Source organism: Pseudoduganella sp. LjRoot289, assembly GCF_964252925.1.
Classification (GTDB): Bacteria; Pseudomonadota; Gammaproteobacteria; order Burkholderiales; family Burkholderiaceae_D; genus Rugamonas.
The window spans coordinates 2,950,749-2,972,991 of record NZ_CAXUPN020000001.1 but is presented as its reverse complement, the minus strand read 5'-3'; the positions used below and the strand labels follow the sequence as shown (position 1 = coordinate 2,972,991).

21 protein-coding genes are annotated in these 22,243 nt (G+C 66.6%); 11 read left to right on the top strand and 10 right to left on the bottom strand.

Translation table 11 applies throughout. From position 1 onward, the window contains the following. Positions 1–5: 5 nt before the first annotated feature. From ACSQ8Y_RS12465 to ACSQ8Y_RS12445, 5 genes are read left to right on the top strand one after another with little or no spacing between them, the layout of a single operon-like run. Positions 6–935 carry an alpha/beta hydrolase gene (locus ACSQ8Y_RS12465; protein WP_436266787.1) on the top strand — a complete coding sequence of 310 codons (930 nt, stop codon included), beginning with the start codon at positions 6–8 and terminating at the stop codon, positions 933–935. Positions 936–937: 2 nt separating this feature from the next. Beyond that, a complete protein-coding gene (locus ACSQ8Y_RS12460) occupies positions 938–2,422 on the top strand; it encodes a class I adenylate-forming enzyme family protein (protein ID WP_436266786.1) in 1,485 nt (494 codons plus the stop codon). Further along, positions 2,419–3,192: an SDR family oxidoreductase gene (locus tag ACSQ8Y_RS12455; RefSeq protein WP_436266785.1), complete on the top strand. Its 774-nt coding sequence runs from the start codon at positions 2,419–2,421 to the stop codon at positions 3,190–3,192. The genes ACSQ8Y_RS12460 and ACSQ8Y_RS12455 overlap by 4 nt, the downstream gene beginning before the upstream one ends. Positions 3,193–3,232: 40 nt before the next feature. Next, a complete protein-coding gene (locus ACSQ8Y_RS12450) occupies positions 3,233–3,934 on the top strand; it encodes an OmpW/AlkL family protein (protein ID WP_436266784.1) in 702 nt (233 codons plus the stop codon). Position 3,935: 1 nt separating this feature from the next. Next, the gene (locus tag ACSQ8Y_RS12445) at positions 3,936–5,528 is read left to right on the top strand and encodes a GMC oxidoreductase (protein WP_436266783.1); all 1,593 of its coding nucleotides are present in this window, start codon (positions 3,936–3,938) and stop codon (positions 5,526–5,528) included. 9 nt (positions 5,529–5,537) lie between these two features. Here ACSQ8Y_RS12445 and ACSQ8Y_RS12440 read toward each other — a convergent pair whose 3' ends face one another. From ACSQ8Y_RS12440 to ACSQ8Y_RS12425, 4 genes are read right to left on the bottom strand one after another with little or no spacing between them, the layout of a single operon-like run. Next, on the bottom strand, positions 5,538–5,918 hold the full coding sequence (locus tag ACSQ8Y_RS12440; RefSeq protein ID WP_436266782.1) for a hypothetical protein: 381 nt from the start codon (positions 5,916–5,918) through the stop codon (positions 5,538–5,540). 16 nt (positions 5,919–5,934) lie between these two features. Further along, positions 5,935–6,954: a transporter gene (locus tag ACSQ8Y_RS12435; protein WP_436266781.1), complete on the bottom strand. Its 1,020-nt coding sequence runs from the start codon at positions 6,952–6,954 to the stop codon at positions 5,935–5,937. Between the two features lie 43 nt (positions 6,955–6,997). Beyond that, on the bottom strand, positions 6,998–7,273 hold the full coding sequence (locus ACSQ8Y_RS12430) for a DUF1971 domain-containing protein (protein ID WP_436266780.1): 276 nt from the start codon (positions 7,271–7,273) through the stop codon (positions 6,998–7,000). A gap of 13 nt (positions 7,274–7,286) precedes the next feature. Further along, complete coding sequence (locus ACSQ8Y_RS12425; RefSeq protein WP_436266779.1) at positions 7,287–7,664, bottom strand: group III truncated hemoglobin; 378 nt, start codon at positions 7,662–7,664, stop codon at positions 7,287–7,289. Positions 7,665–7,820: 156 nt separating this feature from the next. Between ACSQ8Y_RS12425 and ACSQ8Y_RS12420 the strand changes: the two genes are divergently transcribed. After that, on the top strand, positions 7,821–8,282 hold the full coding sequence (locus tag ACSQ8Y_RS12420; protein WP_436266778.1) for an RrF2 family transcriptional regulator: 462 nt from the start codon (positions 7,821–7,823) through the stop codon (positions 8,280–8,282). A 10-nt stretch (positions 8,283–8,292) separates the two neighbouring features. Here the strand turns inward: ACSQ8Y_RS12420 and ACSQ8Y_RS12415 are convergent, their stop codons facing one another. Both ACSQ8Y_RS12415 and ACSQ8Y_RS12410 read right to left on the bottom strand, forming a co-directional pair. After that, the gene (locus tag ACSQ8Y_RS12415; RefSeq protein ID WP_436266777.1) at positions 8,293–9,132 is read right to left on the bottom strand and encodes an HDOD domain-containing protein; all 840 of its coding nucleotides are present in this window, start codon (positions 9,130–9,132) and stop codon (positions 8,293–8,295) included. A gap of 132 nt (positions 9,133–9,264) precedes the next feature. After that, positions 9,265–10,554 (bottom strand): D-amino acid dehydrogenase, encoded by a 1,290-nt coding sequence (locus ACSQ8Y_RS12410; RefSeq protein WP_436266776.1) that lies wholly within the window; start codon positions 10,552–10,554, stop codon positions 9,265–9,267. Between the two features lie 108 nt (positions 10,555–10,662). Here ACSQ8Y_RS12410 and ACSQ8Y_RS12405 point away from each other — a divergent pair, with 108 nt between their 5' ends. The 4 genes from ACSQ8Y_RS12405 (at position 10,663) to ACSQ8Y_RS12390 (ending at position 14,754) form a co-directional block, all read left to right on the top strand. Further along, positions 10,663–11,154, top strand: a complete 492-nt coding sequence (locus tag ACSQ8Y_RS12405) for an Lrp/AsnC ligand binding domain-containing protein (RefSeq protein WP_436266775.1) — start codon at positions 10,663–10,665, stop codon at positions 11,152–11,154. Positions 11,155–11,262: 108 nt separating this feature from the next. Further along, entirely contained in the window at positions 11,263–12,804 is a 1,542-nt protein-coding gene (locus ACSQ8Y_RS12400) for a hypothetical protein (protein ID WP_436266774.1), read from the top strand. A 126-nt stretch (positions 12,805–12,930) separates the two neighbouring features. After that, complete coding sequence (locus tag ACSQ8Y_RS12395; RefSeq protein WP_436266773.1) at positions 12,931–13,368, top strand: hypothetical protein; 438 nt, start codon at positions 12,931–12,933, stop codon at positions 13,366–13,368. Between the two features lie 24 nt (positions 13,369–13,392). Then, positions 13,393–14,754, top strand: coding sequence for an NAD(P)/FAD-dependent oxidoreductase (locus tag ACSQ8Y_RS12390; RefSeq protein ID WP_436266772.1), 1,362 nt, complete (start codon positions 13,393–13,395; stop codon positions 14,752–14,754). A gap of 110 nt (positions 14,755–14,864) precedes the next feature. Here the strand turns inward: ACSQ8Y_RS12390 and ACSQ8Y_RS12385 are convergent, their stop codons facing one another. Both ACSQ8Y_RS12385 and ACSQ8Y_RS12380 read right to left on the bottom strand, forming a co-directional pair. Next, positions 14,865–15,569 carry a sensor histidine kinase gene (locus tag ACSQ8Y_RS12385; RefSeq protein ID WP_436266771.1) on the bottom strand — a complete coding sequence of 235 codons (705 nt, stop codon included), beginning with the start codon at positions 15,567–15,569 and terminating at the stop codon, positions 14,865–14,867. A gap of 78 nt (positions 15,570–15,647) precedes the next feature. After that, positions 15,648–17,309 (bottom strand): response regulator, encoded by a 1,662-nt coding sequence (locus tag ACSQ8Y_RS12380; RefSeq protein WP_436266770.1) that lies wholly within the window; start codon positions 17,307–17,309, stop codon positions 15,648–15,650. A gap of 190 nt (positions 17,310–17,499) precedes the next feature. Between ACSQ8Y_RS12380 and ACSQ8Y_RS12375 the strand changes: the two genes are divergently transcribed. Then, a complete protein-coding gene (locus ACSQ8Y_RS12375; RefSeq protein ID WP_436266769.1) occupies positions 17,500–17,922 on the top strand; it encodes a hypothetical protein in 423 nt (140 codons plus the stop codon). A gap of 126 nt (positions 17,923–18,048) precedes the next feature. Here the strand turns inward: ACSQ8Y_RS12375 and ACSQ8Y_RS12370 are convergent, their stop codons facing one another. Further along, entirely contained in the window at positions 18,049–19,038 is a 990-nt protein-coding gene (locus tag ACSQ8Y_RS12370; RefSeq protein ID WP_436266767.1) for a diguanylate cyclase domain-containing protein, read from the bottom strand. A gap of 153 nt (positions 19,039–19,191) precedes the next feature. Beyond that, complete coding sequence (locus tag ACSQ8Y_RS12365) at positions 19,192–22,191, bottom strand: ATP-binding protein (protein ID WP_436266766.1); 3,000 nt, start codon at positions 22,189–22,191, stop codon at positions 19,192–19,194. Between the last annotated feature and the right edge of the window lie 52 nt (positions 22,192–22,243).

Sequence of the window (22,243 nt, the reverse complement as noted above, 5' to 3'; positions counted from 1 at the left end):
ACGCCATGGCACAGACTCCCTATGAATTCACCCGCCGCGACGTGAGTTTCCGTTCCGGCGAAACGTTCTGTTCGGCGTGGCTGTATCTGCCGGTCGGCGTCGAACGGCCTCCCGTGGTCGTGCTCGGGCACGGGCTGGGCGCCGTGCGCGAAATGCGCCTGGACGCCTATTCCGAGCGCTTTGCCGGCGCCGGCATCGCGACCTTGGCCTTCACCTACCGCTATTTCGGCGACAGCGGCGGCGCGCCGCGCCAGCTGATGTCGGTGCGGCGCCAATTGGCCGACTGGGACGCGGCACTGGCCTTCGTCAAGGCCCACCCGGACGTCGACGGCGGCCGCGTCGCCATCTGGGGCAGTTCCTTCGGCGGCGGCCACGCAATCCAGGTGGCCAGCCGCCATCCCGAACTGGTGGCCGCCATCAGCCAATGCCCGTTCACCGATGGCTTCGAGTCCGCCGCCGCGCTGGGCATGCGCGGCTCGCTGCGGATTACGCCGGTGGTCATGCGCGACCTGGCGGCGCGGCTGTTCGGCCGGCCGCCGGTGATGGTGCCGATCGCGGCGCTGCCCGGCCAGCCGGCCTTGATGAACGCGCACGACGCCTTGCCCGGCTACCTGGCGCTGATGCCCAAGGGACTGGCCTTCGTCAACCGCGTGGCGGCGCGGGTGATCCCGGAAATCGTCGGCTACCGGCCGGGACGGCGCGCCGCCAGGGTCAAGCCGCCCATTCTGTTTTGCGTCAGCAGGACCGACACGGTGACGCCGCCGGAACGCACCATCGCCATGGCCGGGCGCGCGCCGCGCGGCGAAATCAAGCTGTATGACTGCGGCCACTTCGACTTCTATCTGGGCGAGCACTTCGAACGTGCGGTGTCCGACCAGACGACATTCCTGACGCGGCATCTGTTCGCGCAGCCGGTTTCCACCTTGAAAGGATAGTGATGCGATTTTCCAAACTCCCAGACCTGCGCGCGGCGCAGGCGCCGAACGCGCCGTGCGTCGCCGATGCCGAGGCGAGCTTGTCGAACCGCGAGTTCCATTCCCGGGTGCTGGTGGCAGCCGGTTTGTTCGCCGAACTTGGCGTGGGGCCCGGCGACGTGGTGGCCATCATGCTGCCCAACCAGGTCGAATTCGTGGTGGCGATGTTTGCCGCATGGCGGCTGGGCGCTGCCGTCACGCCGCTCAATCCGGGCCTGACGGACACCGAGGCTGCCCATCAGCTGGACGACTCCGGCGCCAAGGTGCTGGTCAACGCCACCGGCCAGGCAGGGGCCACGGGCGTGCAGCCGCTGCCGGCCTCCGCGCTGCACGGCGCGGTGCAATACGGCGCGCATTACGCACTGCCGCCGGCCGACGACGCAGCCGCGCTGGCGCTGCTGATCTACACCAGCGGCACCACCGGCCTGCCCAAGGGCGTGATGCTCGACCACGCCAACCTCGAAGCGATGGCGGACATGTCGCGCCTATCCCTGCAGATCACGGCGGCGGACCACTGCCTGCTGGTGCTGCCGCTGTTCCACGTCAACGGCATCGTGGCCAGCATCCTGACGCCGCTGTCGGCCGGCAGCCGGGTCACCATCCGTGCCCGCTTCGACATCGAGACCTTCTTCGCCGATGTCGAGCGGCTGCGGCCCACGTATTTCTCGGCCGTGCCGACCATATACGCCGTGCTCAACGCCTTGCCGGTATCGGTGAAGCCGGACACCTCCAGCCTGCGCTACGGCATCTGCGGCGCGGCGCCCGCATCGGCCGAGCTGCTGACGAGCTTCGAGGCGCGCTACGGCTTTCCGCTGGTCGAGGGCTACGGGCTGTCGGAAGGCACTTGCGCATCGACCATCAATCCCTTCAACGGCGTGCGCAAGGCCGGCACGGTGGGCTTGCCCTTCATCGGCCAGCGCGTGGCCGTCGCCGACGCCGCCGGGCGCCATCTGCCGGCCGGCCAGACCGGGGAGGTGCTGGTGCGCGGACCCAACGTCATGCGCGGCTACCTGGGCAAGCCGGAGGAGAGCGCGCAGGCCGTCGTCGACGGCTGGCTGCGCACCGGCGATCTGGGGCGCTTCGATGCCGACGGTTACTTGTCCATCGTCGGCCGGTTGAAGGAAATGATCATCCGAGGCGGCGAGAACATCTACCCCAAGGAAATCGAGGACGCGCTGAGCTCCTTCCCCGGCGTGCTGGAGGCGGCGGTGATCGGCGCGCCGCACGAGACGCTGGGCGAGATCGTCATTGCCTATGTCGCTTGCCGCGCGGGACACGGCGCCACGCCGGCGCAACTGAACCGGCATTGCGCGGAGCGGCTCACGCGCTACAAGCGGCCCGCGGCCATCCATGTCATCGGCAGCCTGCCGAAGAACCCGGTCGGCAAGATCGACAAGCGCAAGCTGCGCGCCATGTTGCCGACCATGCCGCAGCCGCAAAGCCTATGAGGCCGGCGATCTTCGTGACCGGCGCCGCGTCCGGCATCGGCCGCGCCTGCGCCGAACTGTTCGCGCGGCGCGGCTGGTTTGTCGGCCTGTACGACCTGAACGCGGACGGCGTGGCTGCGGCCGGCGCCGCGCTGGGCGAGGGCAACGCCGTCTGGGGCGCGCTCGACGTATGCGATGCGGACGCGTGGGAGCGGGCGCTGGCGCACTTCTGGTCGCACAGCGGCCGGCTCGACGTCCTGCTCAACAACGCGGGTGTCCTGACGGCGGGACCGTTTGAAAGCGTGCCCTTGGCCCGGCACCGTGCCATGCTGGACGTGAATGTGGCGAGCATGATCGCCGGTTGCCTCAGCGCCTACGGCCGCCTGCGGCGGACGCCGGGGGCGCGCGTGATCAACATGGCATCGGCCACGGCGATCTATGGCCAGCCGGAGCTGGTGACCTATTCGGCCAGCAAATTCGCCGTGCGCGGCTTCACCGAGGGGCTGGACCTCGAATGGAGCCGCCACGGCATCCGCGTCAGCGACATCTGGCCGAGCTTCGTGCAGACCGCCATGGCCGACGGCTTCGACCACATCGCCAGCGCCAGATCGCTGGGCATACGTCTGACGCCGGCCGACGTCGCCGACACCGTGTGGCGCTGCGCGACCACCCGGCGCCTGATCCACAAAACCCATTGGACGGTGGGCGTGCAGGCCGGCTTCCTGTCGCTCGGGACACGCGTCGCGCCGGCGCCGCTGACGCGCTGGATCGTCCGGAAACTGGCGCGTTAGCTGTTGAATTGACTATAAAACACACCAAGGAGACATAAAAATGCAAACGAAAAAATTCATCACCTCCGTTGCCGCGGCCTTGCCGATGACCTGGATACTGTGCCATGCGGCGCACGCCGGGGAGCTTGAAAATACCGTCAGGGTCGGCTACGCGAAGATACGCTTCAAGCTGCAATCCGGCGATTTGACGGGGCCGCCCGGCACCACGCCGCCCGGCCTGAAAATAGACGCCAAGGATCAGGGCCTGCTGGCCGTCAGCTACGAACGGCGGCTGTCCGCCAACTGGGTGGCGCAATTCCAGGGTGGCATTCCGCCCACGCTCACCGCCGTCGGCGCGGGCGTCGCCGTGCCCGTGGGCACTGTCGCGAAGGCGCGCATCTGGTTTCCCACCGCCCTGATGCAGTACACCTTCCCGGACTTCCACGGCATCCGGCCGCACGTGGGGATGGGCGTGGTCTACACCTTCTTCACCAACCAGGAAGTCAGCAACACTTATACCGGCTTGCTGCAAGGGAGCAGCAGCACGATAGCGTTAAAGAGCTCATGGTCGCCTTACGGGCGGCTGGGCTTGTCCTACCCGATCGACAAGCATTGGGCAGTCAGCATGGAGGCCGGCCTGTTCCGCCTGAAGACGTCGGCGCAGGTGGTCACGCAGACGCCCGGCTATGGCGCCATCCCGCGCAGCGTCGCGTTGACGGACCGGCCGCAGATTTTCGGTTTAACGCTCGGCTATAAATTCTAAGATGGGCGCCCCCGCATTCGATTTCGACTGGCTGGTGATCGGCTCGGGCTTCGGCGGCAGCGTCGCGGCGCTGCGGCTGACGGAGAAGGGCTACCGCGTCGGCGTGCTGGAACGCGGCCGGCGCTACCGTGACGAAGACCTGCCCAAGTCGGCCTGGCAGCTGGGCAGCTTCCTGTGGGCGCCCGCCGTCGGCCTGCGGGGCGTCATGCGCATGAAGGTGTTTCGGCACGTGTTCTTTCCGAGCCAGTCCGCCGTCGGCGGCGGCAGCACCGTGTATGGCGGCGTGCTGTACCGCGCCCGCCCGGCGTTTTTCGTCAACCCGCAGTGGCGCGCGCTCGGCGACTGGAACGCCTTGCTGCGGCCGCACTACGCCACGGCTGAACGCATGCTGGGCGTGACGGCCGTGCCGTTCGACTCGGTCAATCAAGGGCTGGCCAGGGAAATGGCGCGCCATTTCGGGGGCGAGGACCGGTACGCGCGGTCGCCGACCGGGGTTTTCTTCGGCCAGCCCGGCAAGACGGTCAAAGATCCCTATTTCGGCGGCGCGGGGCCGGACCGCACCGGCTGCACGCGCTGCGGCGCTTGCATGGTGGGCTGCCGCACCGGCGCCGTCAATTCCCTGCTGAAGAACTATCTGTGGTTCGCGGAGCAGGGCGGTGCGCGGATACTGGCCGGGCGCGAAGTTGTCGATGTCAGGCCGCTCGGCGCCGCCGACGGCAGCGGCGGCTACCTGGTCACCACGCAGCGCCCCGGAGCCTGGCTCGCAACGGAGCGCCGGACGCTGACCGCGCGCGGCGTCGTCTTCGCGGGCGGGGCGCTGGGCACCAATGAATTGCTGGCCAACTGCAAGCTCGGGGGCTCGCTGCCGCGGATCAGCGACAGCCTCGGTCACTTGGTGCGCACCAACAGCGAGTCGGTGCTCAACGTGCGCCTGCCCCGGGACCTCAAGACCTGGAACGACGTCACGGCCAGCAGCAGCGTGCATGTCGACCAGAACACCAGCATCGAGTTCCTCACCTATGGCCGCAATGCCGATGCCATGGGGCTGATGTACACGGTATTGGTCGGCAAGGGGAGCCGCGTGACGCGGCCCTTGAAGTGGCTGGCCGCCATCGCGTCGCACCCGGTGCAATGGCTGAAGACGGCGTGGCCGGTGGGCTGGAGCCGGCGCATGGTGACGCTGCTGGTGATGCAGACGCTGGACAACGCGATCGCGCTGCGTCCCAGGAAACGCTGGCTGGGGCGCGGCTACCGCCTGGCCACCGAACAGAACGGCGCCAAGCCCAGCCCGGCCTATATCGAGGTGGCCAACCAGGCCGCCCAGTGGCTGGCGCGGCGCACGGGCGGCATCGCCCAGAGCAATGTGCTGGAGGCCCTGGCCGATATTCCGACGACGGCGCATGTGCTGGGCGGTGCCGTCATCGGCGCCGACGCCTCGAGTGGCGTGGTCGACCGGCAGCTGCGCGTGTTCGGCTATCAGAACATGCTGGTCTGCGACGGCGCGGCGATGCCGGCCAATCCGGGCGTCAATCCGGCACTCACTATCACTGCGCTGGCCGAACATGCGATGGCGCAGATAGCATGGTCGAGGTGATACGTGCGCTCAGCAGGCCAGCCAGAACCGCATCAGTGCGAACGACAGCGCGAACAGGTAACCATAGGCGAAGCGGTCTATGCGCAGCAGCGCCTGGCCGCGGCGGGCGCGCCAGGCGCCGGCGGCTGCCATGCAGAATCCGGCAGCCACGGGGGTGAGGAGCAGGTTGGCCATGCGCAGGAAGTGTGTGCTGACCAGGTGGGCCGGCACCGCCAGCACGCTGAGGCCGCCGACGATGGCCCCCAGCATCAGGTAGCCCGCCGCAGCCAGCCAGGGATTGGGCGGCTTGCGGAACGGTTCGGCGATCGCGTGGAAGCCCAGCTCGACAAGCGCTTCGCCCAGCAGCTGGATCAGTAGTTCGCCGAGCAACTGCAATAACATTTCCAGCATGTCCGGCCCCTGGTCCCTAGTCCTGGTCCTGCTGCTTGCGGTACACCAGCCAGCCGGCGACGGCGGTGAAGACGGCGACGATGGTGGCGACGATCCAGAAGCCTTCCGGGTCCTGCGCCATCGGCACGCCGCCCACATTCATGCCCAGCAGGCCGGCGATGATGTTGATCGGCAGGGCCAGCACGGTGACGATGGTCAGCACGTACAGGCTCTGGTTGTTGCTCTCGTTGACTTGCGCGGCGATCTCCTCCTGCAGCAGTTTGATGCGCTCCTGCAGGGAGGCCATGTCGTTCAGCACCACGGCGAATTCCTCGGTGGCCTGGCGCAGCTCCTCGCTGTCGACGTCGGCCACCCAGCCGGGCGGCTTTTGCAGCAGGCGGAACAGCGCGGCCGGTTCCGGGGCGAGCAGGCGGCGCAGGCGCACCAGCACGCGCCGCAGCGCGCCCAGGTCGGTGCGCTTGCGTTTCAGCTTGCCCTGCAAGAGGTTGTCCTCGATGGCGTCGACCCGGCCGATGGCGTCGCGCACGATCATCACCAGCGCGTCGGCCTGGTCGCGCAGCAAATGCGTCAGCAGTTCGACCGGCGAGCGTATCGGCTCGCCGGCGCGCACGGCCTGGCGCAGGCTCTCGATGGCTTTGAGCGGCTGGCGCCGCGCGCTGATGACGACCTGCCGGTCCACGCTGAGCCAGAGGGTGGAGATGTCGGACGGATCGAAGGAGAAATCGTGTACCACGTCGTTGACGACGGCGATCAGCGCGTTGTCGGCCAGTTCGATGCGGGTCGAGCGCTGGCCTTCGTGCAGGCTTTCGTAGAACTCCTCGGCCAGCGTGACGTGCTCCTTGAGCCACTTTTCGCTGGCCGTGTTGGCCAGGTTGAAGTGCAGCCAGACGAACTCGCCCTCGTGGTGCCCGGGCTGTTCCAGCCATTCCTGCGCGGCGTGCGCCTCGATCGGCGTGGGCTGGTGGTCGCGGCCGAACAAATAGCCGCATACCAGGCCGGTTTGGTCCGAACCGTAGGCGGGCGCATTGATTTGCATCGGCATCTCCAAGGTTGAGTGCCGCCAGCATAGCAAACTGCGCTCAGCGGTGGAAGTCCACGCGGAAACGGACCGGCCCGGTCATTTCCACTTCGTGCAGCATGCGCGGCTCGACGATGCCGGGCAGCTCCGGCGTGAGCAGCACCGTTTCCTCTTCCGGTTCGATGATGTGGTAGCGCAGCGTCCCTTCCAGCACGGTGATCCGGCCCCATACGCCGGCTGCGGTGCTGTGATGGCGCTGCAGGCCGGCCGGCACCGAGTGTTCGGTGAATTCGGGCGTGCTCTTGTAGTGGGCGACGGTGGCGGGGAGGGATTTCACGGGTGTCCCGATACTATTGGGCGACGACTTTGCCGAAGAAGCCATACTGCAGGCTGGCGGCGATGCGGCGCGCGACGGTGAGCAATTCGCTGGCCAGCGCAGGTTCGAACAGCTGGACGGCGGTTTCTTCGAACAGCGCGAGCCAGCGGCGGAAGTGCTGCGGCTCGATGCCGGTCAGCTGCATATGGGTGCCGAACACATTGCCCTGGAATTGCTTGGTGCCCATCATCACGGTGCTCCAGAAATCCACCATGCGCGCCAGGTGTGCGTCCCAGCCGTCGCCGATGGCAAGCGTGAAGACCGGGCTCAGTTCCGGGTCGGCGCGCACGGCGTCGTAGAAGGTGTGGACCAGCGTGGTGATGGCGGCGGTGTTCAGTTCCTGAAGTTTCATGGCTTAGTCTCGAATGGCGGGGAAGGTTCGGATGCACCGGCCGGCGGCTGCCGCCACTGCCGCGGTGCGCGGTAAAACCTATACAATGGATGCTACATTAGATGAAAATCTAAAGCAATATATTAAATGAATGTTTAATTTTCTAACTGGCGCGCCATGAGACTGACCTCGTTTACCGACTACACGCTGCGCTCCCTGATGTTCCTTGGCATGAACCGGGACAAGCTGGTGACGATCCAGGATATCGCCGACCTGCACACCATCTCGAAGAACCATCTGACCAAGGTGGTCCACCAGCTGGGCGTAATCGGCCTGGTGGAGACGGTGCGCGGCCGCAACGGCGGGCTGCGCCTGAAGCGCGAGCCGGCCGACATCAATATCGGCGCTGTGGTGCGCGGCAGCGAGAGCGATTTCCATATGGCCGAGTGTTTTGACGGCGAACACAATAGCTGCGTGTTCAATGGCGCCTGCTTCCTGAAGACCAAGCTGGAGGAGGCGACCGACGCCTATCTGAAGGTGTTGGACGGTGTGACGCTGGCGGACTTGTTGCCGCCGCCCAGGGGGGCGAAGGCGCAGCAGCTGCATCCGGTGCAGCTGCATCCGGGCCGCGCGGATTAAAGCGGCACGGCTAGACCAGCAGGGCGGCGTTCATGGCCTCGGCGTCCTTGCCGGACTGGGCCAGCAGCTCTTCCATCATTTCCTGGTCGATGAACAGGTCGATCACCGATTCGGAATGCGGCGGCAGTTCGCGCGGCGCCGCTTGCAGCGGCGAGGGCACCGGCGACAGGTGGTTGGCCAGCAGCAGCGTGTCGAGCAGCGAGTCCGGCGGGATCTGCAGGAAGCTGTCGCGCATGCTCTGGATGGCGGCGCTGACCGCTTCCGGGATGTTGAGCTTGTTGAGCACCTCGCGCGTGATGATTTCCTCGCTGGCGGGCTGCCAGTTGTCGGGGTCGTCCTCCAGCAGGCCGGGGAATTCGTCGGCGCGCGACAGCAGGTAGAAATTGCCCACTTCGTGCACGATGGCGGCGAACAGCGCCGTGTCCGGGTTGGTGTAGGTGACGTCGCGCGCGATGATGCGCGCCAGGCAGGCCACGTGCACGCTGTGCTGCCACAGCTGTTCGGCCTTGACGCGCAATTCAGGGTCGGCAATCTTGCTGCCGAACTGGCGCACCACCATGGCGGCCGCCAGCGCGAACAGGTTGTGGTAGCCGATGCGCATGATGGCGGCCCGCACATTGGTCACTTCCGGTCCGCCGCTGCGGTTGAACATGGCCGAGTTGGCCAGCGCGACGGTGCGCGCCGCCAGCTGCGGCTCGGCCAGCACCAGTCTGATGGCCTCGTCGATCGGGCATTCGGGATCGTCCAGCGCGAGTTGCACGCGCAAAGCCGCGTTGACGCTGGTGGGGAACACCAGGTCGCCGCGTATCGCCAGGGCCGCGATGTGGCCGTATGCTTCTAATTTATTCATGAAAAAATTATACGCAGTGCGCGCGGCAATCACAACGCACAAACGCACCCACAAACGCATGGGATGCACCCCGGTGGTGCGCCAGCAACGGCGGACGCGGCAGTGCCCGGCCGCTTGGGCCGCTTGGGCGCGTCAGGCGCTGGCCAGCTGCGGCGCGCGCTGGCGGGCTTCCCTGCTGTAGCGGCCCACCGACAGGTCGTCGGCCTGGATGGCGGGGCGCTTGGCCGAGATGATGTCGGCCAGCAGCTGGGCCGAGCCGCAGGACATGGTCCAGCCCAGCGTGCCATGGCCGGTGTTGATGAACAGATTGCGCACGGCGCTGCGGCCGACCACGGGCGTGCCGTCCGGGGTCATCGGGCGCAGGCCGGTCCAGAAGCTCGCTTGCGCGGTGTCGCCAGCGCCGGGGAACAGGTCGTTGACCACCATTTCCAGCGTGGCGCGGCGGCGCGGGTTCAGGCGCGTGTCGAAACCGGCGATTTCGGCCATGCCGCCGACGCGGATGCGGTCGTCGAAGCGGGTCACGGCGATCTTGTACGTTTCGTCCAGGATGGTGGAGGTGGGCGCGGCGGCGCCGTCCACGATGGGCACCGTGATCGAATAGCCCTTCAGCGGGTAGACCGGGATCTTGACGATGTCCTGCAGCAGCCGGGTCGAGTAGGAGCCCAGCGCCACCACATAGCTGTCGGCCTGGACCACGCCGGTGGCGGTGACCACGCCCTTGATCTCGCCGCCTTCCATCACCAGGCTGCGGATGTCGGTGTTGTAGCGGAATTTGACGCCCAGCTCTTCGGCCATGGCCGTCAGGCGGGTGGTAAACAGCTGGCAGTCGCCGGTTTCGTCGTTGGGCAGGCGCAGGCCGCCCACCAGCTTGCCGGCCGAGCGCGCCAGGCCGGGTTCGGCCTGGACCAGCTGCTCGCGGCTGAGCAGTTCGAAGGGCACGCCGGTCTCCTTCAGCACGTCGATGTCCTTGGCGGCGCCGTCCAGCTGCTGCTGGGTGCGGAACAGCTGGGTCGTGCCTTGCTGGCGTCCCTGGTAGGCGATGCCGGTGGCCGCGCGCAGCGTCTTGAAGCAGTCGCGGCTGTATTCGGCCAGGCGCACCATGCGCTCCTTGTTCACCGCATAGCGCTCGGCATTGCAGTTCTGCAGCATCTGCCACATCCATTGCAGCTGGAACAGGGTGCCGTCGGGCGTGATGGACAGCGGCGCGTGGCGCTGCAGCATCCATTTCATGGCCTTCAGCGGGATGCCGGGCGCGGCCCAGGGGGAGGCGTAGCCGGGCGAGATCTGGCCGGCGTTGGCGAAGCTGGTTTCCAGCGCCGGGCCGGGCTGGCGCTCCAGCACCGTCACATCATGGCCAGCCTGGGCCAGGTAATACGCGCTGGTGACACCGATGACGCCGCTACCCAGAATGACGATACGCATATGCTTCCCCTGTTGTGTTTATTATGGCTTGCGCCAGATATAACGCTATGGTAATTTGGTTCAGCCAGTGTTTGTTACTATATAAATCCAAATATTCAGCAAAAAATCATGCGTACACAAAAGGAATCGGTCCGCAGCCTGGACAAGATGGACCGCAAGATCCTGCGCATCCTGCAGGAGGATGGGCGCATTTCGATGAAGGACCTGAGCGAGCAGATCGGCTTGTCGATCACGCCGGCCATCGAGCGCGTCAAGCGCATGGAGCGCGACGGGGTCATCACCGGTTACCATGCGCGCGTGGCTCCGCCGGCGCTGGGGGCCAAGCTGCTGGTGTTCGTGGAGATCACGCTCAACACCAAGTCGGCCTCGATGTTCGAACAGTTCCGGCGCGAGGTGCTGCGCATACCGGAAGTGCAGGAGTGCCACCTGGTGTCGGGCGACTTCGACTACCTGATCAAGGCGCGCATCCACGAAATGGCCGAATACCGCAAGCTGCTGGGCGAGATGCTGCTGCAACTGCCGGGCGCGGCGCAGAGCAAGAGCTATGTGGTGATGGAGGAGATCAAGGAGACCTTGTTCCTGTCCACGGATGCCATCTAGCGCACGATAGCGTAACAACAAGGTTGCGGGTGGCCCAAGGATCACTATAATGGTTTCGACCAGAGGCCGCCTGTGGCGGCTGGCCTGACACTCTTGGATTGATACTGGATGGATGCCGAACACACGATAGAAATCCGCACGCTGGACGAGCACTTGTCCTCAGACCAAAGTTTCGGCTCCGCGCTTGCGCGTACCGTGGGCGCCCTCGCCGCTGCCGAGGGCGTCGTCACATTGGGCCAGTTCGCCGCTGTCACCGACCTGGCCGGCGAGGGCAAGGCGTCGGCCGTGTTCACCGCCCTGGTGTTGAACGCCATCGAATCGGGCGTGGACGTCGACTGGGCGTTGAACGCGCTGTCGCGCTGCTCCGCCGCCGTCGAGCACCAGACCCGGGAAGACGCCTACCTCATGCTGCGCCCGCTGGTCGCCTTGCAAGGCAGCAAGGCGCGTGCGCTGGCGCAGCGCGTCGCCAAGGCGCTCGGCATTCGCTTGCGCACCGATGAGCTGGCCATGCTGCCGCTGGACGACGAGCGCAAGCTGCTGAGCAGTCTGGGGGAGCAGGCGCGCAAGCTGGTCAAGGGGCGCGGCCTGGCCGACGCGGTGGCCGACTTCGGACGCCACACCGGCCACGCCGAGCTGCTGGATGGCGCGCGCCGTTTCCAGGGTGGCAAGCTGGACCAGGAACAGCTGCGCGGCATGGTGCAGCAAGCGACGGCCAGCATCATCGCCGGCATCAGCGCCTACCAGGAAAGGGCGGTGGCCCGCCGCGCCTCCGATACCAGTGCGGAGGCGATGCTGAACGCGGCGCTGGCATTGAAACTGCAGGTGGAGCAGCGGCTGGCGCTGGTGGACGCGCGCCTGGCGTACGAGCGCGGCCTGCTGTGGCAGGACATCGACGACGCCGTGCACGACGCCGGCAACGCCATCGAACTGGCCATCACCGACCGCCTGCAGACCGACCAGTGGAAGGACGAGGACGTGTGGGCCAGCATAGGCCGCAACCAGTTCGGGCAGGAGATGGAGCGCCGCCTGGACCGGGTGGTGCGGCGCAAGGAGGAGGCGCTGACCTTGCTGCAGCACGACCTGCGGCTGTTCCAGGCCGACATGCGGCTGACGCAAACGAGCGTGTTCGAGCGCGAGCACCACGCCGCGCTGGCCCGTCTGATGCCGCGCCTGCGCATCGGCACGCGGCTGGTGAACTCGGTCGACACGGCCGCCAACCTGACCTTGATGGGCGGCGCGGTGGCGGCGGCCGGCACCGGCACGGTGGCCTATCTGTTCGGCGTGGCCGTGGTGACGCCGGTGCTGGTCCCGGCCGCGCCCTTCGTCGGCGGCGCGGTGCTGCTGGCGGGCGCGTTCAAATGGTTCAGCGATGGCGGCAAGCGCAAGCGTTCGGAAATCCGCGACAAGCGCCGCGCCTTCGAAGATGAGCTGCGCAAGCGGCTGAAAGTGGCGGAACAGTCCTTTACCGGACAGTTGGACGAGGTGGCCAAGGGTTTCCATGAATCGGCGCGGCAGATGCTCACGCCCATCCTGCTGGAGGCCGAAGCGGCCGGCCGGGTGCAGGGCATGCGCCAGCGCATAGCCGACAAGGTGATCGCGCAGTCGCAGGCGGCGATCCAGCAGCTCGAAAGCCACCTTCGGCAGGCTTGACCGATGAGGCTGGAAATTGCCTGTGAACAAAATTTGGTGACTTATGTGCGCAAGCGTACATACATCTGGTTAATGCCGGATTACAATTGCATCGCAGCAAGTGAATCCATAACTAGAGATGACACCATGAAAAAACTCCTTATCGCCGCCAGCATGCTGGCAATCTCCCTGTCCGCCGCCGCGCAGAACGTTTCCATCAGCGTTGGACAGCCTGGCTTTTACGGCCGTATCGATCTGGGCAACATGGCGCCGCCGCCGGTCATCTACGCGGAACCCATCATTGTGCAACGTCCGGTGCGCATGATCGAGCAGCCGCTGTACCTGCGCGTGCCGCCCGGCCACGCCAAAAAATGGTCCAAGCATTGCGGCGCCTACAATGCCTGCGGCCGTCAGGTATACTTCGTGCGCGACGACTGGTACCAGAACGACTACGCGCCGCGCTACCGCGACGAGCATGGCCACCGCGGCGGCGACCGCGACAGCAGGCACGAAGACAAGCACGAAGACAAGCATGACAAGCACGGCCATGGGAATGGCCACGGCAAGGGCCACGGCAAGGACTGAAGCGGCCAACTTTTCAGGAGCGCCATGCAGAGCAAAATTGTGATCGTCGGAGGCGGGGCGGGCGGTTTGGAGCTGGCCTGCAAGCTGGGCCGCAATCTGGGGCCCCGGCAAGTGATGCTGGTCGACAGCCGCCTGTTCCACATCTGGAAACCTTCGCTGCACGAGGTGGCGGCGGGCACCCTGGACATCCACCAGGAGGGCCTGTCCTACCAGATGCTGGCGCACGATAACGGTTTCACCTATGTTTATGGCGCCCTGACGGGACTGGACGCTGCCGCCCGGCAGCTGACGGTGGCGGCCATCGCCACCGCCGACCAGGAGGAAGTGCTGCCGGAACGCCGCATCGGCTTTGAATCGCTGGTGCTGGCCATCGGCAGCACGTCCAACTATTTTGGCGTGCCCGGCGCCAAGGAACACACGATTTCCCTCAATGCCACCGAAGACGCCGAGCGGTTCCGCTTGACCCTGCTCAAGCTGCTGACCAAGGCGGCGCTGGCGAAGGGCGCGCAGCTAGCGCGTGAGGAAACCACCGGCCATGCCCCCGCCGATGCGCCCGGGCGTCCGCCCAAGCCGGCGCAGGCCGGCGTGGACATCGTCATCATCGGCGGCGGCGCCACCGGCGTCGAGCTGGCGGCTGAACTGCGCGAGGCCAGCGGCGTGTACGCCGCCTACGGTTTCGGCCACCTCGATCCCTTGAACGACGTGCGCATCACCCTGCTCGAAGGCGCGCCGCGCATCCTCGCGCCGCTGCCGGAGCGGGTCGCGGAGGCCGCGCTCAAGCTGCTGCAGGAGCGCGCCATCACGGTGGTCAGCAACACCCGCGTGACGGCAATCGACGCTGAGCAGGTGACAGTGGCCGAGGGGCCGCGCTATCCGGCCGACATCGTCGTGTGGGCGGCCGGCATCAAGGCGCCGGACTTGCTGGGCACACTGGGCTTGCCGACCGCGAAGGGCGGCCAGCTGGACGTGAACGGCGACCTGAGCGTCAAGGGCCACGACTACATTTACGCGCTCGGCGATTGCGCGCTGTGCCTGGGCGCGGACGGCAAGCCGGTGCCGCCGCGCGCGCAGGCCGCGCATCAGCAGGCCGACTACCTGCTGCAGACCTTCTTGCGCCAGGCGCACGGCAAGGCGCGCCAAAGCGGGCCTTATGTGTACAGGGATTACGGTTCGCTGGTGTCGTTCGGGCAGACCTCGTCCGTCGGCAGCCTGATGGGCTCGCTAAAAGGGCTGAACTGGTTTGTCGATGGTTTCGTCGCGCGGCTGATGTACACCAGCTTGCACCTGATGCACCACCAGGCGGTGCTGGGCACGGTGCGCACCGCCTTGCTGGCGCTGGCGCGCTTCCTCATCAAGCGCAGCACGCCGCTGGTCAAACTGCACTAGTACAACTGCCGCTTGTCCTTCCCGCGCAGGCTGGAATCCACAGGCCGCATGCCCGGAGGCGCAGCATGGATCGCCGTCTGCGCGGCAGTCCGCCGATGCGGAACGGCAGGTCAGGGCGCCGGCTTGGGCAGGACCACGGTCAGCGTGGTGCCGCCGTCCGCGCCCGCCACCAGGGTCAGCGTGCCGCCCAGGTAGACGGCGCGCTCGCGCAGCACGCGCAAGCCGTGCTTGGCGTTGTCGGCGCCGATCGCGTCGCTGTGCGCGGAGACGCCGACGCCGTTGTCCTTCACCGTCAGCATGATCTCGTCGTCGTTATCGTCGACCACCACGTCCACCGAACTGGCTTGCGCATGGCTGACGATGTTGTGCAGCGCTTCCTCCAACGCACGCAGCAGCACGACGTTGTGGCTGCGCGGGCAGCGCGGCTCTTCCTCCGGCAAGCTGCAGCGCGCGGCCACGCCGTGCTGCTCGCCGAACTGCGTGACCAGCTCGCCCAGCGCCACCCGCACGCCGAGGAACTCCAGCTTGTCGTTCCATAGCCGGTGCTGCATCTGGCGGTTGGTCTCGATGATGTTGTGCAGCAGGTTCTTCATCTGCGTGGCGCGTTCCATCAGCGCGGGGTCGGGCGGCAGTTTCTGCGTCAGCAAGCCCAGGTGCATGGTCAGCGCGGTCAGCGACGAGCCCATGCTGTCGTGCAGCTGGCGCGACAGCGAGCGGCGCTCGTTGTCCCAGCAGGCGTTGACGTGGCCGAGCAATTCGCTCAGCTCGGCGGCGCGCTGGGCGTCGAAATGGACGGGTTGTGCCTGTGCGGACATAGTGAGTCTCAGAGTAAGATGATCTGTTTTTATGCGGCGATCATACCTGAGGTTGATGATGCCTGTCGCACACAGGTGTCATGGGCGCGCGCCCGCGGCGGACGCCGCCGCGGCGCCCACGCCGGCCGCCGGGGCAGCTGCCGAACAGCTGCCGATGGCCTTCATCAAGTGGTCGATATCGACCGGTTTGACGAGGTGCATGTCGAAGCCGGCCTCCAGCACGCGGCGCTGGTCCTCGGCCAGGCCGTAGCCGGTCAGGGCGATCAGTTTCATGCCGCAGGTGTCGGCGCTGGCGCGCAGGCGGCGCGCCACTTCATAGCCGTCGATGCCGGGCAGGCCGATATCGACCAGCGCCAGGTCCGGACGGAAGGCCGACGCCACTTCCAGCCCCTGCAGGCCGTCGGCCGCGTGGCGCACCTCGTAGCCGTAGCAACTGAGCATCATCGACATCATTTCGCGGCCGTCGTCGTTGTCTTCGATCAGCAGCACGGTAGGCTTGCCAGCTTGCTTATTGTCCATGATTTCTTGCCTCTGTTCGGATGGCCGCGCAATATGCGGCAATCGGATGGTAAATATGCTGCCTTCGCCGCTGCCGTCGCTATGCGCGCTAGCGCTGCCGCCGTGCAGCTCGGCCAGGCGGCGCACCAGCGACAAGCCGATGCCCAGCCCGCCCTGGGCGCGGTCCAGCGTGCTCGAGCCTTGGACGAAGACGTCGAATACATGCGGCAGCAGCTCGGCCGGAATGCCGACGCCGCTGTCTTCCACAGACAATACCACTTCGCCGTTTTCCACCTCGCAGCCGACGTGGATGGCGCCCCCGGGCGGGGTGTACTTGAGTGCGTTGTCGAGCAGGTTGGTGAACACTTGCTCGAGCCGCGTCACATCGCCGTCGACCCAGCCCGGCGCCGTTTCCAGCGTCACGCTGAAGCCGGCGCTGCGGCCCGTGGTGCGGTAGGTTTCCAGGCTGCTTTCCAGCAGCGCGGCCAGGTCCAGCGGCGCCCGGTTGAGCAGGATCTTGCCGGACATGGCGCGGCTCAGGTCGAGCAGGTCGTCGACGATGCGGCCCAGGTGGCGGCTCTGGCGCTGGATGATCTTCTTGGCCCGCACCACGGCCTCGGCCGACACGCCGGGCAGGGCGATCAGCGAGGCAGCGCTGCTGATGGCGCTGAGCGGGTTGCGCAGTTCGTGGCCCAGCATGGCCAGGAATTCGTCCTTGGCGTGGTTCTGCCGCTCGGCCACCTTGCGCTCCTCGATTTCGCGCGTCAGCCGCTTGTTGGTGGCGGTCAGTTCCGTGGTGCGCAAGCTGAGCTGGCGGGCCTGCTTCTTCAGTTCCTCGTTCTTGACGGCCAGCGCCACGAATACGGAAATCTTGGCGTGCAGGATCTGCGGTATGACGGGCGTAAACAGGAAGTCCACCGCGCCGCGCTGGTAGGCCTTCAGGCGGTCCAGTTCGTCCGCCACGAAGGCGGTGATGAAGATGATGGGAATGTCGGCCGAGCGGGCGCGCTGGTGGATGGCCTCGGCAGTCTCGAAGCCGTCCATGCCGGGCATGTTGACGTCGAGCAGGATGACGGCGAAATCGTGCATCAGCACCTGGCGCAGCCCCTCCTCGCCGGATCGCGCGGCGATCACGTCATAGCCCTCCTGGGCGGACCACTGGGCCAACAGACTGGTCAGCGCGAACAGGCTGTTCGCGTCGTCGTTGACGACCAGGATTTTGGGTTTGTCTACTTTAGGCACGTTGTTGTTCGAACTACAGGAGGGAAGAATTTCGCCAGGCAAACAGTTGATTGATCATAACAACGTGATAAGGCAAAGTCAAAAGACCGCGCGGCTATCGCGCGCGCCCCAGTGTTCGGCGGCGCACATACATTGCGGCATGGCCATGCCATAGTGAAAGCGTGCTGACCAACCCCTGAAAGGACGCAAGATGAACATCGATACCGTTGTGGACAAAGAATATGTGGGCAAATGCTTCCGCGAACTGGCGGATGCCCCTGTCAGCGCGCTGAAGGGCGTGAGCGCCAACGATGCGAAGGCGCTGGCCAAGGCGTTCAACATCAGTTCGGTGCGCCAGCTGGCCGAACTGGACTTCGTGAAGTGGGCGCAGGCCATCACCATCCTGGCCGACCACGAGCAGGAGACGCCGGCCCAGCTGGCCAAGGAAACGCTGCTTGACGAGGCCGTGGAAATGACCTTCCCCGCCAGCGATCCGATTTCGGTGGACGCCGGCATCACCCGCATCGAAGTGCCGCCCGAGATGGTCGACGCGCATAGCGACCACCAGCACGCCGGCAAGGTGGAGCAATCGACTGAAGAAGGCGTGGCCAAGGAAACGGCCGCCGCGCATTAGCGCATTCAATTGGCGGCCCTGTGCCGCGCAGGCGGGAATCCGAGCTGCGCCGGCATGGCCGCGGCGTGGGGATTCCCGCCTGCGCGGCGGTGCGCCGTCGCGCAACGACCTGTTCATGCGGTATGCCTAGGCGGAAACCGAGGCGCCGTGCGCGGAGTGCAGGGGGACGACGGTGGCGCCGGCTGTTTCGGGCTGGGCAGCGCAATGGCGGTTCTTGCCGCCGCGCTTGGCGTCGTACAGCGCGTGGTCGGCCATCTGGATCAATTTTTCAACATTGTCTGCGTGGTCGGGATAGAGTGCGATGCCTATGCTGGTCGACAATTTGAGCGTCAGCGGCCCGACCTGGTAGGGTTCCGACACCACCTCGATCAGCTTGGACGCCGGCTCCTGCGCGTCCGACAAGCCGCCCACTTCGCCCAGCACGATGACGAACTCGTCGCCGCCGACGCGGGCCACCGTGTCCTCCTTGCGCGAGGAGCCGACCAGGCGGCCGGCCACCAGTTTCAGGATCTCGTCGCCGCAGGCGTGGCCGTGGGTGTCGTTGATGGCCTTGAAGCCGTCCAGGTCCAGGTACATGACGGCGGCCTTGTGCTGGTGGCGCGCGGCGTGCGTCAGCGTGGTGGCGATGCGGTCTTCCAGCAGGCGGCGGTTCGGCAGGCCGGTGAGCGGGTCGTGCAGCGCCAGTTCCTGCTGCTGCTTGCTGTATTGCGCCAATTCCTTGTACAGCAGGCGCACCTCCAGCATGTTGTGGATGCGCTTGTGCACTTCCAGCAGGTCGAAGGGCTTGCTGATGAAGTCGCGCGCGCCCGCCTCCAGCGCGGCGATCTTGAAGCTGGGCTGGGCGGTCAGGGCGAGCACCGGCAAATAGCCGTCCTGCTCGATCTCCTTGAGGCCCTTCATCACCTGGAAGCCGTTCAGCTCCGGCATCTGCAAATCGAGCAAAATGAGGTCGTAATTATGCTGCCGGTGCAGGCCGCACACCTTCTCGGGCAGCATCGTGGACGAGACATTGGCATAGCCGGCATCGCGCAGGATCTCGAGCATGAGGTCGATATTGTCGGCGCAGTCGTCCACCACCAGTATCTTGGCGTTCAGAATCTCGTCCGGGCTAGGCATAATAAAGTCTCTTGAAAAACAGTTGGGGCGGTGATTTTTTTATTTGTTCGAGTGTAGCAAAGGAAGCGGGCGTTGCTTGTAGGACAGCGCCGCGTCTTCAGGTAGGAGTGGAAGTTATTCTCTGTGGAAACATCCATTTCCTGTTGTAAATAATCAACGTTGCCGGGCCGCGAGCGCAACAGCGCGTACCAGTTCGGCCGGTTCGACCGGTTTCGACACGTGGTCGCGGAAACCGCTCTCCAGCACGCGCAGCCGGTCTTCCGAGCGGGCGAAGGCGGTCAGCGCGATGGCCGGCACGCCGCCGCCGCGCGCGCCGCCCAGGGCGCGCACTTTGGCCAGCAGTTCAAAGCCGTCCACATCCGGCATGCCGATATCGCTGACCAGCAGGCCGGGCCGTTCCTGCTCGATCACGGCCAGCGCTTCGGCCGCGTTGGCCGCCGTCAGCACCGTTGCGTTGCAGTCACTTAGTATGCGCTTGATCAGCTCTCTTGCGTCAATTTCATCGTCGACCACCAGCACGCGCAAACCGCCCAGGTCGCGCAGGCCGGTGTCGGCGGGAATGGAGGGCGGCAGGGACGGCGCGCGCGACTGGCGCCCGCCGCCCGGGCCGGCCGTGGCCAGCGGCAGGCTGACGGTGAAACTGGCGCCGCGTCCCTCGCCGGGGCTGGCGACCGACACCGTGCCGCCGTGCTGCTCGACCAGATGCTTGACGATGGACAAGCCCAGCCCCAAGCCGCCGTGGCGGCGCGTGGTGGTGGAGTCGGCCTGGCGGAAGCGTTCAAACACGTGGGCCAGGAACTCGGGCCGGATGCCGATGCCGGTGTCGGCGACGGTGATGGCCACGTGGCCCTCGTCCTCGCGCACGGCGACCCGCACCGCGCCGCCCTTGGGGGTGAACTTGATGGCGTTGGTCAGCAAATTCCATACTACTTGCTGCAGGCGGCTGGCGTCGGCCGCCACCAGGCTGCCGCCGCCGAAGTCGCGTTCGATCTGGATGTTCTTGGCGTCGGCCGCCGGGCGCACGGTTTCGATGGCGGCGTCCACCACCGCCAGCGGCGACAGTGCTTGCATATCGAGCAAGACCTTGCCGGACGTGATGCGGCTCATGTCGAGTAAATCCTCGATCAGTTGCGCCTGGGCGCGGGCGTTGCGTTCTATGGTCTGCAAGCCGCGGTGGAGGTCGGCCTCGTCGCGGCTGCCGCGCCGCAGCACCTGGGCCCAGCCCAGGATGGCAGTCAGCGGCGTGCGCAGTTCATGCGACAGCGTGGCCAGGAACTCGTCTTTCATCTGGCTGGTGCGCTCGGCCTCGGCCCGCGCGCTGCGCTCGCTGTCGAGCAGCACCTTGCGTTCCTCGGCGGCCTGCTGGGCCGCCTCGTACAGGCGCGCGTTGTCGATCGCGACGGCGGCCTGGGCGGCGATGCCGCCGACGATGCGCTCGGTGCGTTCGGTGAAGATGTTCGGTTCCGGGTGGCCGAAGAACAGCGAGCCTATCACTTCGCCGGAGCGCGACACCACCGGCACCGCCAGGTAGCTGCGCACCGGCGGGTGGCCGTTCGGCACGCCGTTGTACGGCGTGTTCTGGCCGTAGCGCGCGTCGCGCAGCAGGTCGTCGCTGCGCAGACGGCCTTCGCCGCGCATGCTGGGGCCGAACAGGGCGGTGGCGCGCGGGTGCGGGAACTGGGCGAAGGCCTCGTGCGGCAGGCCGGACAGGGTGTACAGCGACAGCGTGCCGCCATCGGTGCTGGTGCTGTTGTAGAAGAAGGCGCCGAAGCGCGCGCCGCTGATGCGGGTGGCGGCGTCGGTCACTTCCTGCAGCAGCGAGCGCAGGTCGCGCTTGGAGGCCAGCGCGTTGCCGGTGTTGTTCAGCAATTCGAGCACATTGCTCTCGTCGCGCAGCGCCTCCTGCACCCGCTTGACCTGGTCGACGTCGGTGCAGGTGCCGAACCAGCGCACCAGGCGGCCGGTGCTGTCGCGCACCGGGTTGGCGCGCGACAGGAACCAGCGGTACTGGCCGTCCGCGCCGCGGATCGGGAATTCCATTTCGAACGGGGTGCCGGTACGCAAGGCCTCCTGCCAGCGCTGGCGGATCACGGGCCGGCATTCCGGGTCGTACACATCGTCCCAGCCGCTCGCCGGCGCGTCCCCCGGCGGCAGGCCGGTGTATTCGTACCAGCGCTCGTTGAACCAGACCACGGCGCCGTCGAAGCGCGCGATCCAGGCCAGCTGCGGTATCGAGTTGGCCATGGCCTGCAACTCTTCCTGGCTCTGGCGCAGCGTGTTTTCGGCCGCCTTGCGGTCGGAAATATCCTGCACCATGCCGGTCATGCCCTGCACTGTGCCGTCCTCGGCGTAGTTGCCGTGGCCTACCACCGACAGCCAGCGCCGCTCGCCGCTGGCGCGCTCGATGCGGCATTCGATGTTGAAATCGGTACGGCTTTCGAACGCGTCCAGGAAGGCGGCGCGCGCCGGCGCCCGGTCGTCCTCCAGGATGCGCTCGCTCAGCAGGCCCCAGGTCACCGCCGTTTCGCTCGGCAGGTCCAGCAGCTCGGCGGCGCGGCGGCCCAGGGTCACCAGGTTGCTGTCGGCGTCCCACAGCCAGTCGCCCAGCTTGCCGGCCGCCAGCGCCACCTGCAGGCGGTTGGCGCTTTCGCGCAGCGCGCGCTCGTCGAGCTTGCGCTTGGTGATGTTCTGCAGGGAGCAGGTCAGGCCCTCGGCCGACGGGTAGGCGCGCACTTCCAGCCACACCTTGCGCGGCAGGTAGTACAGTTCGAAGCCGGCGCTGTGCTGCTGCTCCATGGCGCGCCGGCACTGCGCTTCGAGCACCGTGCCGCGCAAGCCGGGCGCGGCCAGCCACAGGCTGCGGCCCAGCATGCGCTCGCCGCTGTCCGGACCGGTCTGGATCAGCTCTGCCGCCTGCGGGTTGATGTAGTTGATGCACCAGTCGTGCCCCAGCACGATGAGGCCATCGGTGATGCTGTCGAGGATGCACTGCATGCGCTCGTTGGCGCGCTGCAGTTCCTCGCGCGCTTCCTGCGCCTCCTGCGTCTTTTTCATGGCCTGCTCGGCGTCTTCGCGCGCCACCAGCATGGTGCTGGCGCTGCGCATGGCGGCGGCGCGCATCAGCAATTCCGCGTCCTTGTCGAGTTTAGCCATTACCGCCTCCCGAATACGGCGGCGGCCAGTGCGCTTGCAGCTAGCGGGGTAG